This is a genomic window from Nitrosovibrio sp. Nv17 (genome assembly GCF_900119085.1).
Classification (GTDB): domain Bacteria; phylum Pseudomonadota; class Gammaproteobacteria; order Burkholderiales; family Nitrosomonadaceae; genus Nitrosospira.
This window is the reverse complement of sequence record NZ_FPIQ01000004.1, coordinates 37,151-58,329: the sequence shown is the minus strand read 5'-3', so window position 1 is coordinate 58,329 and position 21,179 is coordinate 37,151. Positions and strand designations below refer to the sequence as shown.

At 66.1% G+C, this 21,179-nt stretch carries 20 protein-coding genes and 1 tRNA gene; 8 read left to right on the top strand and 13 right to left on the bottom strand.

Annotated elements, in window-relative coordinates; translation table 11 throughout:
* Window positions 1-30: 30 nt before the first annotated feature.
* The 8 genes from ychF to BT108_RS03670 all read right to left on the bottom strand — a co-directional run bounded on the left by ychF (window position 31) and on the right by BT108_RS03670 (window position 7,116).
* On the bottom strand, window positions 31-1,122 hold the full coding sequence (ychF, locus tag BT108_RS03705; protein WP_072293206.1) for a redox-regulated ATPase YchF: 1,092 nt from the start codon (window positions 1,120-1,122) through the stop codon (window positions 31-33).
* 26 nt (window positions 1,123-1,148) lie between these two features.
* Window positions 1,149-1,730: an aminoacyl-tRNA hydrolase gene (gene pth / locus BT108_RS03700; protein WP_143142389.1), complete on the bottom strand. Its 582-nt coding sequence runs from the start codon at window positions 1,728-1,730 to the stop codon at window positions 1,149-1,151.
* 279 nt (window positions 1,731-2,009) lie between these two features.
* Window positions 2,010-2,693, bottom strand: a complete 684-nt coding sequence (locus BT108_RS03695; protein WP_072293205.1) for a 50S ribosomal protein L25/general stress protein Ctc — start codon at window positions 2,691-2,693, stop codon at window positions 2,010-2,012.
* A 54-nt stretch (window positions 2,694-2,747) separates the two neighbouring features.
* Window positions 2,748-3,698 (bottom strand): ribose-phosphate pyrophosphokinase, encoded by a 951-nt coding sequence (locus BT108_RS03690; RefSeq protein ID WP_072293204.1) that lies wholly within the window; start codon window positions 3,696-3,698, stop codon window positions 2,748-2,750.
* A 68-nt stretch (window positions 3,699-3,766) separates the two neighbouring features.
* A tRNA-Gln gene (locus BT108_RS03685) sits at window positions 3,767-3,841 on the bottom strand.
* 6 nt (window positions 3,842-3,847) lie between these two features.
* The gene (gene ispE, locus BT108_RS03680; RefSeq protein ID WP_072293203.1) at window positions 3,848-4,711 is read right to left on the bottom strand and encodes a 4-(cytidine 5'-diphospho)-2-C-methyl-D-erythritol kinase; all 864 of its coding nucleotides are present in this window, start codon (window positions 4,709-4,711) and stop codon (window positions 3,848-3,850) included.
* The gene (lolB, locus tag BT108_RS03675) at window positions 4,708-5,388 is read right to left on the bottom strand and encodes a lipoprotein insertase outer membrane protein LolB (RefSeq protein WP_072293202.1); all 681 of its coding nucleotides are present in this window, start codon (window positions 5,386-5,388) and stop codon (window positions 4,708-4,710) included. The genes ispE and lolB overlap by 4 nt, the downstream gene beginning before the upstream one ends.
* A gap of 6 nt (window positions 5,389-5,394) precedes the next feature.
* A complete protein-coding gene (locus tag BT108_RS03670) occupies window positions 5,395-7,116 on the bottom strand; it encodes a tetratricopeptide repeat protein (RefSeq protein ID WP_072293201.1) in 1,722 nt (573 codons plus the stop codon).
* A 196-nt stretch (window positions 7,117-7,312) separates the two neighbouring features.
* On the opposite strand from BT108_RS03670, the gene BT108_RS03665 reads away from it, so the two are divergent.
* The 6 genes from BT108_RS03665 (at window position 7,313) to BT108_RS03635 (ending at window position 12,874) form a co-directional block, all read left to right on the top strand.
* The gene (locus BT108_RS03665; RefSeq protein WP_072293200.1) at window positions 7,313-8,080 is read left to right on the top strand and encodes an ABC transporter ATP-binding protein; all 768 of its coding nucleotides are present in this window, start codon (window positions 7,313-7,315) and stop codon (window positions 8,078-8,080) included.
* Window positions 8,077-10,152 (top strand): DUF4350 domain-containing protein, encoded by a 2,076-nt coding sequence (locus tag BT108_RS14090; protein ID WP_255369597.1) that lies wholly within the window; start codon window positions 8,077-8,079, stop codon window positions 10,150-10,152. Before BT108_RS03665 ends, BT108_RS14090 begins: the two co-directional genes overlap by 4 nt.
* 28 nt (window positions 10,153-10,180) lie before the next feature.
* Window positions 10,181-10,996 carry a bifunctional DNA-formamidopyrimidine glycosylase/DNA-(apurinic or apyrimidinic site) lyase gene (gene mutM, locus BT108_RS03650; RefSeq protein ID WP_072293199.1) on the top strand — a complete coding sequence of 272 codons (816 nt, stop codon included), beginning with the start codon at window positions 10,181-10,183 and terminating at the stop codon, window positions 10,994-10,996.
* Between the two features lie 116 nt (window positions 10,997-11,112).
* Window positions 11,113-11,925 (top strand): pyrroline-5-carboxylate reductase, encoded by an 813-nt coding sequence (gene proC / locus BT108_RS03645; RefSeq protein ID WP_072293198.1) that lies wholly within the window; start codon window positions 11,113-11,115, stop codon window positions 11,923-11,925.
* A 17-nt stretch (window positions 11,926-11,942) separates the two neighbouring features.
* Window positions 11,943-12,515, top strand: a complete 573-nt coding sequence (locus BT108_RS03640; RefSeq protein ID WP_072293197.1) for a YggT family protein — start codon at window positions 11,943-11,945, stop codon at window positions 12,513-12,515.
* 59 nt (window positions 12,516-12,574) lie between these two features.
* Window positions 12,575-12,874, top strand: a complete 300-nt coding sequence (locus BT108_RS03635) for a DUF167 domain-containing protein (RefSeq protein WP_072293282.1) — start codon at window positions 12,575-12,577, stop codon at window positions 12,872-12,874.
* A 12-nt stretch (window positions 12,875-12,886) separates the two neighbouring features.
* Here the strand turns inward: BT108_RS03635 and BT108_RS03630 are convergent, their stop codons facing one another.
* The 4 genes from BT108_RS03630 to BT108_RS03615 form a co-directional block, all read right to left on the bottom strand.
* On the bottom strand, window positions 12,887-14,086 hold the full coding sequence (locus BT108_RS03630) for a hypothetical protein (RefSeq protein WP_072293281.1): 1,200 nt from the start codon (window positions 14,084-14,086) through the stop codon (window positions 12,887-12,889).
* A 5-nt stretch (window positions 14,087-14,091) separates the two neighbouring features.
* Window positions 14,092-14,403, bottom strand: coding sequence for a hypothetical protein (locus tag BT108_RS03625; protein ID WP_072293196.1), 312 nt, complete (start codon window positions 14,401-14,403; stop codon window positions 14,092-14,094).
* 132 nt (window positions 14,404-14,535) lie between these two features.
* Entirely contained in the window at window positions 14,536-14,865 is a 330-nt protein-coding gene (locus tag BT108_RS03620; protein WP_072293195.1) for a hypothetical protein, read from the bottom strand.
* Window positions 14,862-15,422 carry an EndoU domain-containing protein gene (locus BT108_RS03615; protein WP_177257247.1) on the bottom strand — a complete coding sequence of 187 codons (561 nt, stop codon included), beginning with the start codon at window positions 15,420-15,422 and terminating at the stop codon, window positions 14,862-14,864. The genes BT108_RS03620 and BT108_RS03615 overlap by 4 nt, the downstream gene beginning before the upstream one ends.
* Before the next feature lie 456 nt (window positions 15,423-15,878).
* Here BT108_RS03615 and BT108_RS03610 point away from each other — a divergent pair, with 456 nt between their 5' ends.
* Both BT108_RS03610 and BT108_RS03605 read left to right on the top strand, forming a co-directional pair.
* Window positions 15,879-17,987, top strand: coding sequence for a TonB-dependent receptor (locus BT108_RS03610; RefSeq protein ID WP_218184805.1), 2,109 nt, complete (start codon window positions 15,879-15,881; stop codon window positions 17,985-17,987).
* A gap of 264 nt (window positions 17,988-18,251) precedes the next feature.
* Window positions 18,252-20,396, top strand: coding sequence for an Agd3-related carbohydrate deacetylase (locus BT108_RS03605; protein ID WP_072293192.1), 2,145 nt, complete (start codon window positions 18,252-18,254; stop codon window positions 20,394-20,396).
* A 73-nt stretch (window positions 20,397-20,469) separates the two neighbouring features.
* On the opposite strand, the gene BT108_RS03600 is transcribed toward BT108_RS03605, so the two are convergent.
* Window positions 20,470-21,141 (bottom strand): O-methyltransferase, encoded by a 672-nt coding sequence (locus tag BT108_RS03600; protein ID WP_072293191.1) that lies wholly within the window; start codon window positions 21,139-21,141, stop codon window positions 20,470-20,472.
* Window positions 21,142-21,179 lie beyond the last annotated feature (38 nt).

The window sequence follows — 21,179 nt, the reverse complement described above, 5'->3', positions numbered from 1 at the left end:
GGACGCACGACCTTGAGGAAAGAAACGCGATCAGACGTTGAACCGGAAGTGCATCACATCGCCGTCCCTGACCACGTACTCCTTGCCTTCCAGCCGCATCTTCCCGGCCTCCTTGGCACGCTGCTCGCCCTCGCAGGCGATGAAGTCGTCGTAGGCGATGACCTCGGCGCGGATGAAGCCCTTCTCGAAATCGGTGTGGATCGCCGCGGCGGCGCGGGGGGCGGTGTCGCCGCGGGAGATGGTCCAGGCGCGCACTTCCTTCACCCCGGCGGTGAAGTAGGTCTGCAGCCCCAGCAGTTCGTAGGCGGCGCGGATCAGCCGGTTCAGCCCCGGCTCGGTCAGGCCCATGTCGGCCAGGAAGACCTGCTTGTCCTCGTCCGGCATGTCCGCGATCTCCGCCTCCAGGGCGGCGCAGATGGGCACCACCGGCGCGCCCTCCCGCGCGGCGTACGCCTCGACCTGTGCCAGCAGCGGGTTGTCGGCGAACCCCTGCTCGTCGACGTTGGCCACGTAGATGGCCGGCTTGGCGGTGAGCAGGCACAGCGGCTTCAGCAGCTGCCGCTGCTCCGCATCCAGCCCCAGGCTCCTGGCGGGCCGGCCCTGGTCGAGGTGGGCATGCACCGCCTCCAGCAGCGCCACGAGCCGGATGGCTTCCTTGCTGCCCGACCGGGCGAGCTTGGTCTCGCGCTGCAGGGCCTTCTCCACCGTCGCAAGGTCGGCCAAGGCGAGTTCGGTCTGGATGGTCTCGATGTCGGAAACGGGATCCACCCGGCCGCCCACGTGGACGACGTTGTCGTCGATGAAGCAGCGCACCATGTTGACGATGCCATCGGTCTCGCGGATGTTGGCGAGGAACTGGTTGCCCAGCCCTTCTCCCCTGGAGGCGCCCGCGACCAGGCCGGCGATGTCCACGAACTCGACGATGGCGGGCTGCACCTTCTGGGGGTTGACGATGGCGCTGAGCGCGGCAAGGCGCGGGTCGGGCACCTCCACGATGCCGACGTTCGGCTCGATGGTGCAGAAGGGATAGTTCTCGGCCGAGATGCCCGCCTTGGTCAGAGCGTTGAACAGGGTGGACTTGCCCACGTTGGGCAGGCCGACGATTCCACACTTGAGGCTCATGATGTCTCTCCGCCCGTGGTTGTCCGTTATATCCTGGTATGCAGCTTCAGCATGGCCGCCTGGCAGTCGCCCTGCGCGAGGAGCGGCCAGGTCTCCAGGCTGCGGCCGATCGCCTCGTCGATGAGCGCCCCCTCGTCCTTGTGCGGCGGCTGCAGTACGTAGCCCACCACGGCGTCCCGATCCCCCGGGTGGCCGATGCCGATGCGCAGGCGCCAGAAGTCCTGCGTGCCGAGCCGGGCGGCGATGTCCTTCAGGCCATTATGCCCACCCAGCCCGCCGCCCAGCTTCAGCTTCGCAGCACCGGGCGGCAGATCCAGCTCGTCGTGCACCACCAGCACCTCGTCGGGGTCGATCCTGTAGAAGCGGCACAGTGCCGCCACGGCCTTGCCGCTGGCGTTCATGTAGGTCTGCGGATTGAGCAGCCACACCTCTGCGTCATTCTGGCTCACGCGCGCACACAGGCCATGGAACTTCGCCTCGGCGTTCAACGTAACCCGCAGTCGCTCCGCCAGACGCGCCACCCACCAGGCGCCGGCATTGTGACGGGTGGCGGCGTACTCCCTGCCCGGATTGCCGAGGCCGACGACGAGTTTCATCGAGGATGCGATGCCGCAATGGGCATATGGGTAATAAAAAGATTCATCGAAGATTGCCGGGAAAAGCGGCACGGATTGTCAGGAAGGCGTACTCCTGGTCGTGAGATCCACAAACCAGACAGGATGGGCCAAATGAAATGCAACCCATCGCAGCCCCGTTCTCCAGGATGTGATGGGTTGCGCTGCGCTCCACTCATCCACTGATTCGCTCCACGCTATTCCACGATGAACCAATGAAAAGGCCCGCCGGAAGCGCGCTGCGCCAGCGGGCCGCTTGGAAGACTGCCGGGATTATTTCTTCCCGGAATCCTTCTTGTCGTCCTTTGCGCCGGCTTCCTTCTTCTGCGCCGCCGCAGCCGACTGGGCCTCCGCGGCAGCCGCCTCGGCGGCGTCCTCGGCGGCGACGCCGCGCGGGATGACGATGGTGGCGACCGGCAGGTCCTCACCCTTGGCCAGGCTGGGAATCTCCACGCCCTCGGGCAACTGGAGAGCGCTCAGGTGCACCGTGCTGCCGGCCACGAGTTCGGAGAGATCGACGGTGATCGACTCGGGCAGGTCCTTGGGCAGACACGAGACGTCGAGCTCGGTGAGGACATGGCTGACGATGCCCCCCGACAGCTTCACGCCCGGCGCGATGTCGCCGTTGATGAAGTGCAGGGGAACCTTCACGTGTATCTTCTTGTTGCGGTCGATGCGCTGGAAGTCGACGTGCAGCACCTGCTGCTTGAACGGATGCATCTGGATGTCGCGCAGCAGCACCTGCTCCCTTTCGCCATCCAGGCTCAGGGAAAGGATGGAGGCATGGAACGCATCCAGCTTGAGTTTGTGGAACAGGGCGTTGTGATCCAGTTCGATGGACTGGGCCGGACCCTCCCCGCCGTATATGACGCCCGGCACCTTGCCGGCCACGCGCAGGCGGCGGCTCGCACCCTTGCCCTGCAGCGTACGCTTGCTGACGCTGATTTCCAGTTGCATCTTTTTTCTCCAGGATGAGGAGCCTCCGCGACCAGACGGCTCCGGTTAAAAACCCTACTCCATGAACAGCGAACTCACCGAGTCCTCGTTGCTGATTCTCAGCATCGTTTCCGCCAGCAGGCTCGCCACGCTCAGCTGGTGGATGCGATCGCAGCCCCGGGCGTCTTCGCGCAGCGGAATGGTGTCGGTCACCACCAGCTTGTCGAGCGCGGAACCGGCGATGCGTTCCACCGCCTTGCCGGAGAGTACCGCGTGCGTACAGTAGGCCAGCACGCTTTCCGCGCCCTCTTCCTTCAGCGCGCGGGCCGCCTCGCACAGGGTGTTGGCGGTATCCACCATGTCGTCCATGATGACGCAGGTGCGTCCCTCCACTTCGCCGATGATGTTCATCACCTTGGCGACGTTGAACTTCGGGCGGCGCTTGTCGATGATCGCCAGGTCGCATTCGAGGCGCTTCGCCATCTGCCGGGCGCGCACCACGCCCCCCACGTCGGGCGATACCACCACCAGGTCCCGGTAGTCGCTCTTCCACAAATCCCCCAGCAGGATCGGCATGCTGTAGATGTTGTCCACGGGGATGTCGAAGAATCCCTGGATCTGGTCCGAGTGCAGATCCATGGTCAGCAGGCGATCGATGCCGACCGTGGTCAGCATGTTCGCCACCACCTTGGCGGTGATGGGCACCCGCACCGAACGCGGCCGCCGGTCCTGGCGGGCATAGCCGAAGTAGGGAATCGCCGCGGTGATGCGGCTGGCGGAAGCCCGCTTCAGCGCATCCACCAGCACCAGCAGTTCCATCAGCGTGTCATTGGTGGGCATGCAGGTGGATTGCAGCACGAACACGTCCTTGCCACGGACATTCTCGAGGATCTCCACCATCACCTCGCCGTCGCTGAAGCGGCCCACCGTGGCGCGCCCCACGTGGATGTTGAGATGCCGCACCACCTCCTGCGCCAGCTTGGGATTGGCGTTGCCGGTGAAGACCATCAGGCTGTCGTAGGACATGGGATAGGATGACCGTCAGAGGGCTCCCGGCAGCCCCCGCATGGCTCGCGCCCGGGGCTGCCGAAACCTGGCTGGGGAGGTAGGGATCGAACCTACGAATGCCGGAATCAAAATCCGGTGCCTTACCACTTGGCGACTCCCCAAGTCTGCTACTCCAAAAAAGCGTGCATGGGATGACGTTCCAGCCCTCGCGCCACGAAACCCGTCATGTCCGCCGGAATCTGCGCCCATGCCGCCCGTGCCGCGGATTCCGTCGAAAACTCTGCGAATACACAAGCGCCCGACCCCGTCATCGCCACTTTCCGGGCGTGCTTCCCGAATCGCCCGAGCCACTCCAGATGCCGCGCAACCTCCGGATATTCGCTGCACACCACCGGCTCCAGGTCGTTGCGTCCATGCTCGACCGAAAAGGGCGGTATTTTGATGGGAATCGTGTTTCGTGTCAATTCCTTACTGGCGAACACCCGCGGCGTCGACACGTGCACGGGGGGCGTCAGAATCAGGTACCATGCGGGTTCCAGCCGGATGGGCGAGAGCTCCTCGCCCACCCCTTCGGCGAAGGCGTTCTCGCCGAAGATGAATACCGGAACGTCCGCGCCCAGCTCGAGCCCCAGCGCCTGCAGGCGATGCCGGCTCCAGCGTGTGCCCCACAGGCGATTCAGCCCCAGCAGCGTCGCCGCGGCATCGGAGCTGCCGCCCCCCAGCCCGCCTCCCATCGGGATGCGTTTTTCCAGTGCGATGTCCGCCCCCAGCGCGGTGCTGCTCGCCGCCTGCAGCCGCCTCGCGGCACGCACGCACAAATCCTGCTCCGCCGGCACGCCCGGTGTCGGTACCACGAGCCTGATGAGGCCATCCTCCCGCAGGGTCAAGGTGAGACGATCGCAAAAATCCACGAAACGGAATACCGTCTGCAGGAGATGGTAGCCGTCCGCCCTGCGCCCGACCACGTGCAGGAACAGGTTGAGCTTGGCGGGCGCGAGGCAGGCGAGTTCGGTCTTGCGCGCGCGGCTCATCGCTCGCCCGCGTCCCAGCTATCTATGACCAGCTTCATCCGCAGACCGGGGCGCCTGAGCACCAGCAGCTTCGGGCGGGCGGAAGACAGCCGCGCCTTCCCGTCCTGTGCCTCAGCGGCAGGAAAATAGCGCATGTAGTCGATTTCCCATCCATCCTGACGGATGGCCACGACGGTGCCCTGCGCATCGCTGTCCACCTCTGCCGCCGACACCGGCGCGTGCACGCCCTGCACCCAGTACAGCAGGCCCGCCAGCGGCAGGCGCCAGCCCAGCACCTCCTGTGTCAGGGTTTCCGCATCGGGCGCATGGAAGGTCTCGTCCGACGCGGTCGTCAGCGACACTCCCGCGCTATCCTGCCGTATCCGCGCCACGGCCTGCCCCAGCGGCGAAAGCAGCAGGATTTCGTCGCCCGCGCCGGCGTGGTGCCACTGGACACCGCCGGAGAAATCCCCATCCTCGCTGTCCACCGACGCCCGCCCCGCCAGCCTGAAGACGTTCGGATCCGGCGCCGAGGCACCCGCCACCGGCTCGATGACGACGGTGCTGACGGCGGCCTGCCTGTGCGCCGGCCCGGTGCAGGCGGCAGAGAGCATCCCCGCGCACGCGATCAGCCCCAGCCACGAGGAGATCCGGCGGGATGCGGGCGGAACCGGCACGATGCCGGCAATGTCCGTCATCCGCGCCTACTTCATGAATTTCTTCATGGTGCCGATCAGGGTTTCATTGCCGGGATTGTTCTCGAGCGAGTTTTTCCAGACCTCCCTGGCTTCATCCTCTATCCCCTGCACCCAGAGCACCTCGCCCAGGTGCGCGGCGATCTCGGGATCGGGATTCATGCCGAAGGCCTGCCTCAGGTAGCTGAGCCCCTGGTTGAGATTGCCCATGCGGTAGTGCGCCCAGCCCAGGCTGTCCATGATGTACGGATCGTTGGGAGACAGCGTGACGGCTTTTTCTATCAGCTCCAGCGCTTCCGGGAGGCGGTCGTTGCGCTCGACCAGGCCATAGCCCAGGGCATTGTAGGCATGGGCGTGATCGGGCTTCAGCTGGATGAGCTTGCGCAGATCCTTTTCCATGATGTCGGGCTTGCCGATCTTCTCCGCCGCCAGCGCCCGGTCGTAGAGCAGATCGACATGATCCGGCAGCTGTTTAAGGCCATTGCTCAGCAGCTCGTACACCTTCCGGTGGGCGCCCGTCTCCCGCAGGAGCTGTGCCTCGGCGATGATCAGCTGGGCACGCTGCTGCTCGGTCGCGACGGGGAGTTTGTGCAGGTGCTCGCGCGCCTCTTCCATCCTGCCCTGCTTCGTCAGCAGCATGGCGTACCGTACCTGCGCCGGGATGTACTGCGTCCCGTCCGTGACGGAACGGTACCACTCCATCGCCTCGTCGAAGCGCTGCGTCTTTTCGTAAATGCCGCCGATATGAAAGCGTATCAGCCCCGGATCCTTGTATTCCAGCTCCAGCGCCTTCTTGAAATTCGATTCGGCGATGTCGTATTCGCGCAATTCCATGGACAGCAGGCCCACCGCCAGGGCCACCTCGGCATTGCCCGGGTTTTCGGCCAGCAGCCTTTCGAATTGCTCGCGGGCTTCCCCATATTTCTTTTCCATCAGCAGCAGGCGCGCATAGGTGAGGCGCGTATCGTTGGCGCGGGGATAGCTGTCCAGATAGCTCTTGTAGAAATCCATCGCATCGACATGGGAAGTGCGCGCCAGGATCCTGCCCTGGTAGATCGCGGCCGCCTCCCACTCCGGACGCAACGCGAGCGCCTGCTTCATCTCGCTCAGCGCGGTATCGAAATCGCTGGCGAACCAGGCGGCCTGGGACAGGGCGAAGTGCGCCTCCGGCAGAGCCTCGTAAGGCTGGGCAAGCTGGCGCACCAGCTCGAATACCGCATACTTGTTCGGGTTGCGCCCCAGCAGATTGTTCAGCTGCATGAAGGCTTCGTCGACCTTGGTGCCTTCGGAAGCCAGCAGTTGTTCAAGATACGGACGCGCCTCGTCCAGCCTGCCGGTATTCACCAGCAGCGCCGCGATGGCCTGGCGGGCAGGCACCGAATCCGGATCGAGCTCCGTCCACAGTTTCGCGGCCTCGAAGGCGGGGGCGGCCAACCGCGAATGCAGCGCGATTTCGGTAGCGCGCTGGGCCACGCGCGGATCGCGGGTTTCCTGCGCCAGCTTCAGGTAGGTGCGCGTGGCGACATCCTGGTCGCCTCGCTGCAGCGCCGTCTCCCCCAGCAGGAAGTCGAACAGCAGGGGCGGGGTCAGATCCCGGTTGGGCAGGCTGGTCACGCCCGCGCTGGCCCGTGGCGCCGGCTTGCCCGCCACCACGGCGGATTTCCCCGGCATCTGCGCACAGGCGGCAAGAAAGAGCAGCGGCAGGAATCTGCCGGGCGTTCTAAAATTCATGGAGAATGGGATTCGAAAAAAATATGGCGATAGGAAGCATGGAACCAGGCGGGCCGGGATACAAGCCCACATACTAGCAGGCTGTCGGACTGCTGGGTACATTTTACGCTTCTCGCGCGTGCGCGCCGACCGATGAAGACAGCGGGATCACCATGACTTATGGCAATCGGGCCGATTCAAAGTTCCGGATCTTCCGATGACGAGGACGCCAGCCCTGCTCGCCACGAATCTCGTGCGCGACTTCGGCGCATGCAGCGCCGTGCGCGGTGTCAGCCTGGTGCTCGCGCAGGGGGAAGTCCTCGGGCTCCTGGGCCCCAACGGTGCCGGCAAGACCACGCTGATGCGCATGCTCACCGGCAATCTCGCGCCCGGTTCGGGCAGCGTCGAGATCTGCGGCATCGATCTGCGGGACAGGCCGCTCGAAGCCAAGGCGCACCTCGGTTACCTCCCTGACGTGCCACCGCTCTATCCGGAACTGGCGGTCGGCGAGTACCTGCGGTTCGCGGCCGGTCTGCGCCGCGTCCCGGCCGCGGCCATTCCCGCGGCACTCGACAGGGTCATGCGGAAATGCGGCCTGGAAGGCACCGGCAGACGCCTGATCGGGGCCCTGTCGCAAGGCTACCGGCAGCGCCTGGGCATTGCCCAGGCGATCCTGCACGAACCGGACGTGATCGTACTCGACGAACCCACGGTCGGCCTGGATCCCGCCCAGATACGGACGATGCGCGCGCTCATCCGCGAACTGGGCACGCGCCACGGCGTCATCCTCTCGACCCACCTGCTGGCGGAAGTGGAAAGCGTCTGCGACCGCGTGCAGATCATGCATCGGGGAAGCATGGTACACCAGGATACCCTGGCCGGCCTTCGCCGGCGGGGACTGAGCCTGGAAGCGCTGTTCATGCAGGCCACCACAGGTGGGGGCGATACCGAAGACGCGGCGGATGAGCCCGCGGCCCTCTCATGATCCAGCTCATCGCCCGCAAGGAACTGGTGAGTCTGTTCGGCTCGCCGCTCGCCTGGATACTGCTTGCACTGGTTCACTGGGTATTGGCGTGGAGCTTCCTGGCACGCCTCGATTCCTTCCTGCACATCCAGCCGCAGCTGGCGATGATCGCCAACGCGCCGGGCGCGACGGAAGCGATCGTCGCGCCGGTGTTCGCCATGGCCGCGGTGATGCTGCTCATGGCCACACCCCTCATGAGCGCGCGCCTCATCGCCGGAGAGCGGCACAACCGCACCCTGGCCCTGCTGGTGTCGGCGCCCGTGGCGGCGAGGGATATCGTGCTGGGAAAATTCCTCGGCCTGATGACGTTCCTGTGCGTAATGATCGTGCTGGCGACCGCGCTCCCGGCTTGCCTCCTGGCGGGCGGAAGACTGGACCTCGGCCTGGTGCTGGGCAATGCGGCCGGGCTGTTCCTGGTCGCCGCCTGCTTTGCCTCCCTCGGGCTCTATCTTTCCTGCCTCGGCACCCGCCCGGCGACCGCGGCGGCGGCCACGCTGGGACTCCTGCTGATATTGTGGATGCTCGACACGCCGGGAGAAAGCGGCAATCTCGGCCTCGCTCGCGACCTCTCCCTGTTGGCGCACTACGAGCATTTCAATCGCGGCCTGATCGACAGCTTCAGCCTGGCCTACCTCACGTTGTTCGTCGTGGTTTTTCTGACGCTGTCGTCTCACCGCCTGGGCGGCGAAGGATTGCATGACGGCGCCGGCCGCGCGCTGCGGCACGGGATGCTGGCGCTGCTGGCGATCTTGGTGGCGGCATCGCTGGGCTATCTCGCACGCGAGACCCGCACCCAGTGGGATATCAGCCAGAACGGGCGCAATAGCCTGAGCCAGGCCAGCGTGACGGTGCTGGAGAACATGCACGGCCCTCTGGAAGCGGTCGTCTATGCTGCGCCGCAGGATGCGCAGGCAAGGGACGTACGCCGCATCGTCCGCGAATTCCTGGCGCGCTACCAGCGTGCCAAGCCCGATTTCAACGTCACGTTCGTCGATCCCGCAGAGCATCCCGACCACGCCCGCAAGGCGGGCATCCAGGCCCCGGTGGAAATGGTGGTCTCTTTCAGGGATCGCCACGAGCGCCTGGACCAGTTCAACGAGCCGGCGCTCACCCATCTGCTGATGCGCCTGGCACGCCCCGGCGAACGGGTGGTCGCCCTGCTCGGCGGCCACGGCGAGCGCAGGCCGGACGGCATGGCGGGTCACGACATGGGTGCGTTCGGCAGCCGGCTGGCAGCGAGGGGATACACGGTCGAGACCTTCAACCTCGCCGCCACCGCCGGTACGCCGGCCGGTTTCGATCTGCTCGTCATCGCGTCGCCCCGCATCGAATTGCGGGAAGGGGAAGTCGACAGGCTGCTGGCCTACCTCGACGCGGGCGGCAACCTGCTGTGGCTGGTGGACGCGGGCCCGCTGCACGGCCTGCAGCCGCTCGCCGAGAAACTGGAACTGACACTCATGCCGGGCGTGGTGGCCGACCCCCGGGCACGGGACCTGAAGCTCCCCATGACGGTCGCGCTGGGTATCGGTTATGGCCGGCATCCGGTCACGCGGGATTTCGGCGATACCACCATGTTCCCCTTCGCCCGCCAGGTGATCGTCGACGAGAACGAAACCTGGCGCAGCGTGCCGCTGGTCGAGGCGGCACACCAGGGCTGGGTGGAAACCGGCGACGCCGATGCCGCCATGGCCTTCGACGCAGCCTACGACGTGCCGGGTCCCGTGAACGTCGCCGTCGCCCTGACCCGCATCCTGCAGGATCGGGAGCAGCGCGTCGCCGTCGTCGGCAGCGGGCACTTCCTCACCAACACCTACCTGGGCTACGGCGGCAACCTGGACTTCGGCATCAATCTCGTCAACTGGCTCACCGAGGACGAGGATCTCATGACCATCCAGCTGCGCAGCGTGCTCGACGCCGGCCTGGCGTTCGACGAGCCCACGCTCGCCGTCATCTCGGCAACGCTTCTCGCCATCCTGCCGCTGGGTCTGCTGATGAGCGGATTGATCATCGGCTGGCTGCGTGGTAGAAGGTGAGACCCGAATCCCGCGAAACACGCCGCCCTTGCCCGAACTGCCCGAAGTCGAAGTCACCCGCCGCGGCATCGCTCCATATCTGGAAGGATGCCGCGTCGCGAGCGTCGTGCTGCGTACTCCCGGCCTGCGCTGGCCGCTGCCGGAAGATCTGGCGCGCACCCTCGAAGGCGCCACCATCCGCACCGTGTCCCGGCGGGGGAAGTATCTGCTGCTGGACTGCGGCCGCGGCACGCTGATCCTGCACCTGGGCATGTCCGGCAGCCTGCGGGTGCTGCACGCCGCCCTGCCGCCGCGGAAACACGACCATGTCGACCTGGTGCTGGCCACCGGCGCCATCCTGCGCTTCCATGATCCGCGCCGCTTCGGCGCGATGCTGTGGTCGACCGGAGACGTCATGCGCCATGCGCTGCTGGCCCGGCTCGGCCCCGAGCCCCTGGCCGCGACGTTCACCGGCCGCCTGCTGTACGAAAAGACACGGGGGCGCACTGCCAGCATCAAGCAGATACTGATGAACAGCCAGGTCGTGGTGGGCGTGGGCAACATCTACGCAAGCGAGGCTCTCTTCGCCGCGGGGATCGATCCCACCGTGTCCGCGGGGCGCATCGGCCTGCGCCGGTACGGAAAATTGGTGGAGGCCATCAAGGAAACGCTCAGCCTGTCGATTGCGGCGGGCGGCAGCACGCTGCGCGATTTCGTCGACAGCACCGGCAATCCCGGCTACTTCCAGCAATGCTACTGGGTATACCGGCGCGGAGGCCAGCCCTGCCGCAGGTGCGGCACCGCCATCCGCCACATCCGCCAGGGGCAGCGCTCCAGCTTCTACTGCCCGCACTGCCAGCGATAGCCCATGGAGGAAGAAACGATGCCATATTCCCGCAGGAACTTCCTGGCCCGGCGGTTGTTGCCCCCGGGAGTCAGGCGGTATACTTGACCCGATACGGATCGGCTGATGGAACATCCATGAACATTGCATTCATCGGCGGCGGCAACATGTCGTTCGCCCTGATCGGCGGATTGCTGCGGCAGGGCTATTCGCCTGGACGGATACGGGTGGTGGAGATCGACGCCGGCCGACGTGAAAGGATACGGACGGAACTCGGCGTCGCGTCGACGGCGGAACTTGCGGAGGGCGTCGCCGGCAGCGACGTGGTCCTGCTGGCGGTCAAGCCGCAGCAGCTTGCCCCCGTGGCGCGCGCACTGGCACCCCTGCTCGAGCGCCACCTGGTGGTTTCCATCGCGGCCGGCATCCGCGCCATGGATATCGGCCGCTGGCTGGGCGGCTACGAACGGGTGGTGCGGGCCATGCCGAACACACCTGCGCTGGTGCAGGCGGGGGTCACCGGCCTGTATGCGCTGGCGGGGGTCGACGCGGAGCAAAGACACGCCGCCGAAACCATACTGGGTGCGGTGGGCTCGGTGCTGTGGTGCCAGAGCGAGGAGCTGCTGGATGCGGTCACCGCCGTCTCGGGCAGCGGCCCGGCCTACGTCTTCTATTTCATGGAGGCCCTGCAGGCAGCAGGACAGACGCTGGGCCTCGATGCGGATCAGGCGCGGCAGCTGACGCTGGACACCTTCCTGGGGGCCGCCAGGCTGGCAAGCCATGGCGGCGACGACGCCGCTACGCTGCGCGCCCGCGTCACCTCGCGAGGGGGAACCACGGAACGGGCGATCCAGGCGCTGGATGACGGCAAGGTCAGGGAGGCGATCCTGCACGCGGCCCGTGCGGCCAGCCTGCGATCGCGCGAACTGGGCGACCAGCTGGGCGAACCGTAGCGATTCCGGAGATACGCGTGCTCAACCAGATGCTGGCATTCCTGCTCGATACCCTGCTGGGCCTGTTTTCCCTCGCGCTGCTGCTGCGATTCTACATGCAGCTGGTGCGTGCGCCCTACCGCAACCCGCTGTCGCAGTTTCTGGCAGCGCTCACCGACTTCATGGTGCGGCCGGCACGCCGCATCATCCCCGGCTACGGTGGCATGGACCTGTCCACCCTGGTACTGGCATGGCTGACCCAGTGCATCCTGCTGGCCAGCATGCTCATGCTGCAGGGATACGCGTTCGCGTCGAGTCCCGGCATCGCCGTCGCGGGGCTGGGCCTGCTGGGTATACTGGCCATCATCCGCACGACGCTGTACATCATCCTGGTGGCGGTGATCGCGCAGGCGCTGCTTTCGTGGGTCAACCCCCATACCCCCTTCGCTCCGATACTCGACAGCTTCACGAGACCCTTCCTGGGAGTCGTCCGCCGGTACGTTCCGCCCATCGCCAACGTCGACCTGTCCCCCCTGTTCGTGCTGGTGATCATCCAGTTGCTGCTGTTCATGGTGGCAAGCGCGAACCGCCAGGTCTCCATGCTGTTCTGACGCCCGGGAACCCTGCCCTGCCGCAGCCCCTACAGCCTTTCATGCCCGGCACCCCGCCCATGCCATCCTGGTACCGCAGCGACGACGCCGGACAGCGGTATACGCTCACCCTGCACGTGCAGCCCGGCGCGAGGCGTACCGAGGTCGCCGGATTGCACGGCGACGCACTCAAGATCAGGCTTGCCGCACCCGCGGTGGACGGCGCGGCCAACGCCGCCCTGCTGGCGTTTCTCGCCGAGGCGTTCGGCGTGTCGCGGCATCGGGTCACGCTCCGGCATGGGGCGAGAAGCCGCCGCAAGACGGTCGAGATCCGACAGGCGGCGCTGCCTCCGGAGGCATTGATCAGCGAAGGGCATTGAGGCGCGCCCGGCCTACTTGGCGATGGTGATGCTCGGTACGCCCGTACGCGGCAAATCGGTCACGGTCATCTGGAACAACAGGTACAGCATCTGGAACGCGTCGCGGTTCCAGCGGGCATGCGCTCCCCGCGCATGCAACGCGTAGTATCGGCCGTGCGAGCGGATCGACAGGTCGGCATCCGGCGGCACGGCGTCCTCCACGACGAATTCCATGGTGGCGGCAGGATTCTCGTCGTCGATGACGGGCGGGGTACGCGGATCCTTTCCCACGGCATACTCCGGTTCATCTCCCAGCGAGCGGCCGAGGAAACTGATGATCGCGTGAAAGCTTCTCAGGCGGAACACGCCGCGCATGGGCCACTCTCCGCCCGCTCCATCGGGACGGATGTCGAATGCGACGTCATGGACATCCCAACCCTTGGCCTCTTCCGCCAGTTGCGCGCGCTCGGTGCCGGATAGCATGCCAGGATCATAATTGGTGATCAGAATGGGTCCCTGCCTCTTGCGATGGAGCGTGAAGGCGTCATCCTGGCGGTCGTAGCGTACAGAGAACTCCTTCTCCAGGGCCTGGAACCCCTCGGCGGACACCGACGCCGCAGGCAGGACCCAGCTGTGCTCCAGGTTCAGCGGCTCGGCGTACAGGCGGTTCTGATCCTGGATCGCCGACAGGTGCAGCACCACCTTGCGAAACATCTCGTAACCCACCGCATCAGAAGGCCTGTTGCGGTACGTCGCCACCGATCCGAGCTCCTGCACGAGGACTTCCTGTGCCATCAGCCGCAGCAGCAGATCGATATCGAAGCGCTGGCGCAACAGCAGCATGAGCTTGCCCTGCTGGAACGGGGTCAGCAGCCGCCTGGTGAACTCCTCGCCTTCGATCGGAACGATGCTGATCGTGGGATTCTCCGCCACGCTGCCGCCGAATATCGGCATCAATACCTGCCCGGCCAGCCCTCCGAGCGCAGGCGTGGCGCCGGCACTGAAGCGGAAATCGAAGGTGGCCGCCACGTTCGAGACGCCGGTGAAATGGATCGGCTGGTGATGGTGGGCACGGGCGATGTTCGTCAGCAGCTGCCGGGAAACGGCACTGGTGATGGCATCGTCGTAGGCGCTCACCGCGCGATGCAGCGCCACCGGCGACACGCATCCGTAGAGCAGGGGCAGCAGGCACACGCACAGGAACCGCGATGGATGGCGCCACAGGATCGGCATGGCGGTCAGGGCGCGTCCGGTGCGGGCCGGGGATGGCACCTGATCTCCCAGACGAGGCGCGAAGAGACCACGCTTCCGCTGGGATTCATGATCGGGCGCGCCTCCTCGGACAAGCGCGTGTACTCCGCTCCGCACAGGTTGCGCGCATCGATGTCCAGGGCGTACAGGGCCTGCTCCCTCGACCCCGATTCGCCGTCGTACAGGCCGGTGATGGAGTATACCCTGCGGCCGTCGTTCGCCACGGCGGATTCCCGATCGGCGAGCAGGGCGCATCCTCCCAGGCAGAGAATGGACAGCGCCGCAAGTACGCTCTTCATGAGGAACAAGGCATCGGAATGAGGGAACGGGGCGAGGCGCGCAGATCGATGCCTCGCGGAACGCTGGAAGTATCCCGAATAATCGCCTGGTGGTCAACGCTCCCGGAACGGATCATCCGCCCCGGATGGATTTCACCCACGCAGCGCCAGGAATGCCCGCCATGCTACAACAGCCGCCTCGAACTCGCCAAGGGGAACCGTGGTGGCACTGCCGGGTTCTGCGGCATAGTCTTCCTCGATCTCGGCATGGTCGGGGTACAGGCGCAGCCAGTAGGCGTTCCCCATCCTCTCCCAGAAGGGTGCCTCCCCCGCTCCCACCGCCCGTGTCTTGCGCAGCAGCTCCTCAGCCCACTGGAGATTCTTCTGGATGTCGACGACGAGATAGGCGACGATCAGGTCGTGTGCCGGATCGCCGTGCAACCGTCCCGGCCAGGTGAAGTTCGCAATGGGGGAAGCATTCATGGGCGGATGGGGAATGCGGTGTTGATCCTGCCGTTCCAGGGCTCGGAGAAGCCGATCAGAAAAAACGTCCCGTCGCGGCTGCAGTAGTTCGCCAGCCCGCCCGCCGCGGGATCGGCGGGGCGGTTCCTGCCGCACCGGATCCATCCGGGGGCGCCCGGCGGACAACTGCGCTCGGGATGCGACGAGGCATGGGCGACGGACTTGAGGATCTGTTCCACCGAGCAGTCGTCCGGAAACATGGAGGAAAACTTCCCGCGCCCGGGGCTGCGCACGTGGGACCATCGCCCGCTGTAGATTCCCGTGGAATCGGGAAAATCCTGGATCGTGAAATCCCGCACCGTCGCCGGGTTCTTCCCCCCGGGACGCGCATGCAGGCCCTTCGCGCGACCTTCCGATTCCTCGCCACAGAAAACGTGCGCCTGATTCAGCCGCACGCCATTCTCCATCCTGACCCAGCGCGGCAAGGTAGCGCAATCCACCGCTGCCCATGCAGCGTGCATGAATGACAGCGAAACCAGCAGGCAGGCGGCATAGATCGCCACACATGCAGAATTCATGGCCATTCCCGGCCGCTCCAGCGGCAGGCTCATACCGGACCTGCATAGGATAGCACAGTCTCATTTCACGCGGAAACCGCAGGCGGCATGACGGCGGGGTATTCCGCGCACGGGTGTGCGGCAACGGCGACTCGGTATCTGCTCAACGCAAACGAAAATGCTTATCATTCATTTTACAAGCCGGCTATAATCTCCGCGCGGATGGATCCGCCATGCATCGGGCGACGTCCCGCCACCTTTTCCCGACCACCGATTATTGATACGGCCTTCATCGCCGTCCGACATCCTATGCCATCGAACCGATTCCCTCCACTACTCCTAGCCGTCGCACTCGCCGCCGCGACTCACGCCGCCCAAGCCCAATCCGTCAGCCCCGGGGAAGTCCCGCCGGGGAAGGCCACCACGCCCCCAACCGATCTTCGACCCGCCTCCGGCTCAGAGGCACCCGAGGTCGGCATGGCAGCGGTGGAACTTCCCGCCATCACCGTCAATGCGAGTGCCGATGCCTCCGCCCAGGGCCTTTCGCCCGCCTACGCGGGCGGCCAGGTGGCGCGCGGCGGACGGGCGGGGATACTGGGCACGAACGACAACATGGATACCCCCTTTTCCATCACCAGCTACACCAATGAATTCATCCAGGACAGACAGGCGCGCAGCGTCGGCGAAGTCCTGCAGAGCGACCCCAGCGTGCGGGTGGCGCGCGGTTTCGGCAACTTCCAGGAATCCTACTTCATCCGCGGCTTCACGCTGGGTTCCGACGACCTGGGCTTCAACGGGTTGTTCAGCGTGCTGCCACGCCAGTACATCGCCACAGAACTGTTCGAGCGCGTGGAGGTGCTGCGCGGGGCCTCGGCCTTTCTCATCGGCGCCAACCCGGGCGGCGGGGGCATCGGCGGCGCGATCAACCTGCTGCCCAAGCGTGCGCCGAACGAAGCCCTCACCCGCCTGACGGCGAACGTGGGTAGCGGCCTGCACCATCATGTGGCGGTCGACGTCGCCCGCCGCTTCGGACCCGATCGGAACCTGGGCATCCGCTTCAACGGCGCCTATCGCGGCGGCGGCACGTCGGTGGACCACGAGGATGTGGGCCTGGGACTGGCCGCCGTGGGACTGGACTGGCGCAGCCACAGGCTGCGCCTGTCGCTGGACGCCGGCTGGCAAGACAACCGGCTGAAGCGCACGCGCACCAACGTGATGCTCGACAACAGCCTGACCTCCGTACCGCGGCTGCCCCACCCTACCACCAACTACGCACAGCCGTGGTCCTACTCCAACGAGCGCGACCTGTTCGGCACCCTGCGCGGCGAATTCGACATCACCTCCCGTATCACCGCGTGGGGCGCATACGGCCTGCGCCGCTCGACGGAGAACAACTCACTGGCCAACTTCACCTTGACCGACGGCGCAAGTGGGGACGGCGGGGCCGCGCGCTTCGACAACGCCCGCAAGGATTACATCGATACGAGCGAACTGGGCCTGCGCGGCAACTTCGACCTCGGCCCGGTCAATCACCGCTGGGTCCTGTCCGGTGCCTATTTCAAGGACGAGCGCAGGAACGCCTACGCCTGGGACTTCTTCAATCCGCTACCCACCAATCTCTACGCACCCGTGTCCTGGAACCGGCCCGCGTTCAGCGGCACCGCATTCACGGGCAACAACCTCGCCGCGCCGGCGTTGAACGCGCGGGTGCGCCTGATGAGCTTCGCAGCCGCCGACACGCTCTCGGTGATGCAGGACAGGCTGCTGCTGACTTTCGGCCTGCGCTACCAGACCCTGCGCATGGAGGACTTCGAATACAACACGGGTATTCGGGCACCCGTCTACGACCGCGACCACGTCAGCCCGACCATCGCGGCGGTCTACAAGCTCACCCGGCAGATCTCCCTCTACGGCAATTACGTGGAGGGCCTGAGCCGGGGCGAGCAGGCGCCCGTGACGGCGACCAACAACGGCAGGATGCTGGCCCCGTACGTCTCCAAGCAGACCGAGGTGGGCGTCAAGTTCGACGGCGGCAGGCTTGGGGCGACGCTGGCACTGTTCACCACCAGCAAGCCGCGTGGCGTGATCGACGCGAGCTCGACCTTCGTCGCCGCCGGGCAGGACCGTCATCGCGGGGTCGAATTGGGCGTGTTCGGGGAACCGGTGCGCGGTCTGCGCGTGCTGGGAGGCGCGACCTGGCTGGACGCAAGGCAGCAGGCCACCGGCAACGCCCGCCTGGATGGCATGCGCGTGATCGGTGTGCCCAACTTCCAGGCCAGCATGAGCGCTGACTGGAACATCCCCTTCGTGGACGGGCTGATCCTGGACGGGCGTGTCGTACACACCGGCCCGCGATATTCGTATATCAACGACACGGATCCGGTCAAGATCGCGGGATGGACCCGCTTTGACCTCGGCCTGCGCTACCTCGCCGAGGTAGCGGGACGCCTGGTCACGGTACGCGGGCGCATCGACAACATCACCAACCACGGCTACTGGGCATCCGTGGGAGGCTATCCGGGACAAGGCTACCTCGTGGCGGGCATGCCCCGCACCTTCCTGCTGAGCGCCAGCGTGGACTTCTGAGCCGCGCGGCGGTTCCTCCTTCGCGAGCGCTGCAAGGCTTGGCGCCGCCAGCCGCGAGCCATCCCCATCCTTCGGCATGCCGTGCCATGCGCTGGTCCGTCTCGAGACCGGCGGGCCGGCAAGCCCGTATCCGGGGATGCCCATCTCGTGGAAAATATGCGGAACGCGATACGCTGGCCGGCGTCAAACCACCCGGGACGATCCTCGGAAACGAGGCCACGCAGCGCGGCAGGCCGAGCCTGCGCCAGCACAAGGAGATTTTCCATGAGATGGAACCTGGTTACGAAAAGCTGCCGCTTGGCAGCACTGTCGGCATGGCTGGCCCTGATCGCGATTGCGATCGCGTTCCCCGCGTGGGCGGACGACGCCGTCAGGCTCAGGATGCTGGTCATCGCGACGGGAACGGAGGGGGAGGATGCAGGACTCGCCTACATCCGGCCCGTCCTCGACGTGATCGGCATCCCCTACGACATCCTGGATGCCCGCAGGCAGGATCTGGCACCGGCGACACTGGCGTCACTCCCGACGGGGGATGGCTGCCAGGCGGAGGATGCGGGCTGCACGGGCCGCTACAATGGCGTCATCCTGACGCAGGCGGGGCTGGTTCCCGAGTTCACGCCGGCGGAATGGGACGCCCTGCACCGCTACCAGAAGGACTTCGGTGTGCGTGCCGCGGTCCTCGCAGGCCGGGCCGTCACCTATTCCGACCCTGCTCCCCCGCACGGCGTCTACCTGGACTACGGTCTGGCCCACGCCGCCAGCAGGAACGGCCTCGAGGCGCAATGGACGATCCCGGCCGCGTACGACCATGAAGTTTTCGAGTATGTGAACCGGGCCTACCCGCTTTCCATCGCGGGTCCCGCCCATCCCGCCCATCCCCGGCAACCCCCTGGCAGCCTGCGGGACGGTTCCCGGCCGCAGGTCGAGGTGCTGCTGAAAACGCCGGACGGCGCGGCGCTGGTATCGGTCGTGCGCTACGTCATGCCGGACCAGGAAAAACCGGTACGCGAGGTGATGATCTCCACGATCGACAATGCTTCCTCCCATCTCCACTCGAGCGTCCTGGCCTACGAATTGATCAACTGGGCGGCGCAAGGCGTTTTCTTAGGGGCGCGCTACGTGCATCTGGCCGTGCACCTGGACGACCTGTTCCGTCGCAATACCCTGTGGGATGTGGATCTGAACCGGGACAATCCCGCCACCACCTATCGCCTGAACAGCGGCGACATCGCCAACGCGGTCGACCGACAGAACGCCTTCCGCGCCGCGCATCCGCTCGTCGCCGACTTCAAGCTGGACTTCGCCTTCAACGGCTCCGGAGCGGTGGTCGACGCGGCGGCCATGCCGCTGGCAGCAAACCTGAAGGAGGATCTGGTATCCGCTGTGGTGGCCAACAGGGCGAGCTTCCGCTTCATCAACCATACCTTCGCGCACTCGGACATGGACAAGGCGCCGGCCTTTCCCGGGACGCCGTGCGACTACGCCACCTTCAGCAGCGTCGCAGCGGCGCAGGCGGACATCAACCGGAACCGGGTCATTTGGGCGCTACTGGATCTGCCCGAACGGGAGCCGAACCGGCGCGTGCTGGTGACCGGCAGCCACTCCGGCTTGAGGGATCGCAGGTGTACGGACATTTCCGCCGCCCATGCGGACATGTCCGACGTCCAGGCCGACGACGTCGCCTTCGATGCCGGCGGCGCCAATCCGCTCTTCCTGGAGGCCGCGGCGAGGGCGGGCGTGGACTACCTCGCCGCCGACGCATCCCAGCGTAGCCAGGATGTCGAACAGTACATCGCCCGGTACGACGACCGCAGCCCGAAGGATCGGCTGATGCTGCCGCGCTGGCCGACCAACGTCTTCTACAACGTGACCCATCCGTCCCAGCTCGAGGATGAATACAACCATGCCTACCACGGCAGATTCGTCGATGCGGGGCAAAACCCCTGCCGAATACCGGGCGCGCTCTGCGTCCCCCGCAGCTACCGGGAAATCCTCGAGGCCGAGGCCGACAAGGGGCTGCGGCACATGCTGACCTTCAGCCGGTGGCCGCACTTCTTCCATCAGGCCAATCTCGCCCGTTACGACGAGAGCGGGCATACGCTCCAGTTCGACTGGCTCGACGCCGTGCTCGTGCGGTACGAGCGGCTGTTCACGCTGCCCGTCAGGAACCTTCCCTACTACCTGATCGGAGACCGCACCGCGCAAAGCCTTGCCGCCCGGTCAGCCGTCATCCACGCGATCTGGAACCGCACGACCGGCCAGGTCACCCTTTCCGCGGACCGGGCCCTGCCCCATCTGCGCGTCACCGGCCTCGCGGGCGGAGAACGCTACGGCGGACAATCCATCCGCGAGGTCGCCGTGGACACGCATCCCCGCACCTATCCGGTCGACCGGGGCCTGGAGTGGTGAACGTCGGACTGGGAAGCCGCCGGACGCAACGCATCCGCTCAGGCACGCCGGGTCGCGACCGACGGGGGACACGTCATCCGCCCTCGACGAGTGAGATGGAGAGGCCGTCCCAGCCCTTCACCCCCACCGTCTGGATCGCGGTCGAAATCAGCCGCGGCTGCTCGGCGAGCAGTTCGAAGTAGCGGCGGGTGCCCGCAACATCCGCGTCATCGCTGCCCGCATCCAGCACCCGCCCGTTGCGCACGACGTTGTCGCAGACGATCAGGGATCCCGGACGGGTGAACCTGAGCGCAGCCTTGAGGTACACCGGATTGTTTTCCTTGTCCGCGTCGATGAACACCAGGTCGAACGGCTCGACGCCTTCGGCCGCCAGGCGGGCGAGCGTGTCGGTGGCCCTGCCGACCATGATCGAGACCGCATCCGACAGGCCGGCGGCCTCGACGTTTTCCCGCGCGACCTGCGCATGCGTGGCACTCACCTCCAGCGACACCAGCTTCCCGCCGGGTGCAAGCGCCCTCGCCAACCAGATGGTGCTGTATCCGCCCAGGGTGCCGATCTCCAGGATGCGTCCAGCCCCGCGGATGCGTGCCAGCAGATACAATAGCTTGCCCTGGTTCGGCGCCACGCCGATCGGCGGCAGGGCAGCCCGGACACAGCTGTCCAGCACCGCGTCCAGCACGGGGTCGGAGGGGATCAGCATCGCTGAAAAATACTCGTCTACTGCGGACCACTGCTCAAGGCTCATGTCGAACGCTCCTTTCTTCCATCCCTTCCACGGGATGC

Excerpts from the sequence above, each read along its gene's own strand:
- proC (WP_072293198.1), top strand. The coding sequence starts at position 11,113 with ATGAACATTGCATTCATCGGCGGCGGCAACATGTCGTTCGCCCTGATC.
- BT108_RS03635 (WP_072293282.1), top strand. The coding sequence starts at position 12,575 with ATGCCATCCTGGTACCGCAGCGACGACGCCGGACAGCGGTATACGCTC.
- BT108_RS03620 (WP_072293195.1), bottom strand. The coding sequence starts at position 14,865 with ATGAATGCTTCCCCCATTGCGAACTTCACCTGGCCGGGACGGTTGCAC.
- BT108_RS14090 (WP_255369597.1), top strand. The coding sequence starts at position 8,077 with ATGATCCAGCTCATCGCCCGCAAGGAACTGGTGAGTCTGTTCGGCTCG.
- BT108_RS03615 (WP_177257247.1), bottom strand. The coding sequence starts at position 15,422 with ATGAATTCTGCATGTGTGGCGATCTATGCCGCCTGCCTGCTGGTTTCG.
- BT108_RS03630 (WP_072293281.1), bottom strand. The coding sequence starts at position 14,086 with ATGCCGATCCTGTGGCGCCATCCATCGCGGTTCCTGTGCGTGTGCCTG.
- ychF (WP_072293206.1), bottom strand. The coding sequence starts at position 1,122 with ATGAGCCTCAAGTGTGGAATCGTCGGCCTGCCCAACGTGGGCAAGTCC.
- BT108_RS03625 (WP_072293196.1), bottom strand. The coding sequence starts at position 14,403 with ATGAAGAGCGTACTTGCGGCGCTGTCCATTCTCTGCCTGGGAGGATGC.
- BT108_RS03665 (WP_072293200.1), top strand. The coding sequence starts at position 7,313 with ATGACGAGGACGCCAGCCCTGCTCGCCACGAATCTCGTGCGCGACTTC.
- BT108_RS03600 (WP_072293191.1), bottom strand. The coding sequence starts at position 21,141 with ATGAGCCTTGAGCAGTGGTCCGCAGTAGACGAGTATTTTTCAGCGATG.
- BT108_RS03670 (WP_072293201.1), bottom strand. The coding sequence starts at position 7,116 with ATGAATTTTAGAACGCCCGGCAGATTCCTGCCGCTGCTCTTTCTTGCC.
- BT108_RS03690 (WP_072293204.1), bottom strand. The coding sequence starts at position 3,698 with ATGTCCTACGACAGCCTGATGGTCTTCACCGGCAACGCCAATCCCAAG.
- BT108_RS03695 (WP_072293205.1), bottom strand. The coding sequence starts at position 2,693 with ATGCAACTGGAAATCAGCGTCAGCAAGCGTACGCTGCAGGGCAAGGGT.
- BT108_RS03605 (WP_072293192.1), top strand. The coding sequence starts at position 18,252 with ATGAGATGGAACCTGGTTACGAAAAGCTGCCGCTTGGCAGCACTGTCG.
- ispE (WP_072293203.1), bottom strand. The coding sequence starts at position 4,711 with ATGAGCCGCGCGCGCAAGACCGAACTCGCCTGCCTCGCGCCCGCCAAG.
- BT108_RS03610 (WP_218184805.1), top strand. The coding sequence starts at position 15,879 with ATGGCAGCGGTGGAACTTCCCGCCATCACCGTCAATGCGAGTGCCGAT.
- lolB (WP_072293202.1), bottom strand. The coding sequence starts at position 5,388 with ATGACGGACATTGCCGGCATCGTGCCGGTTCCGCCCGCATCCCGCCGG.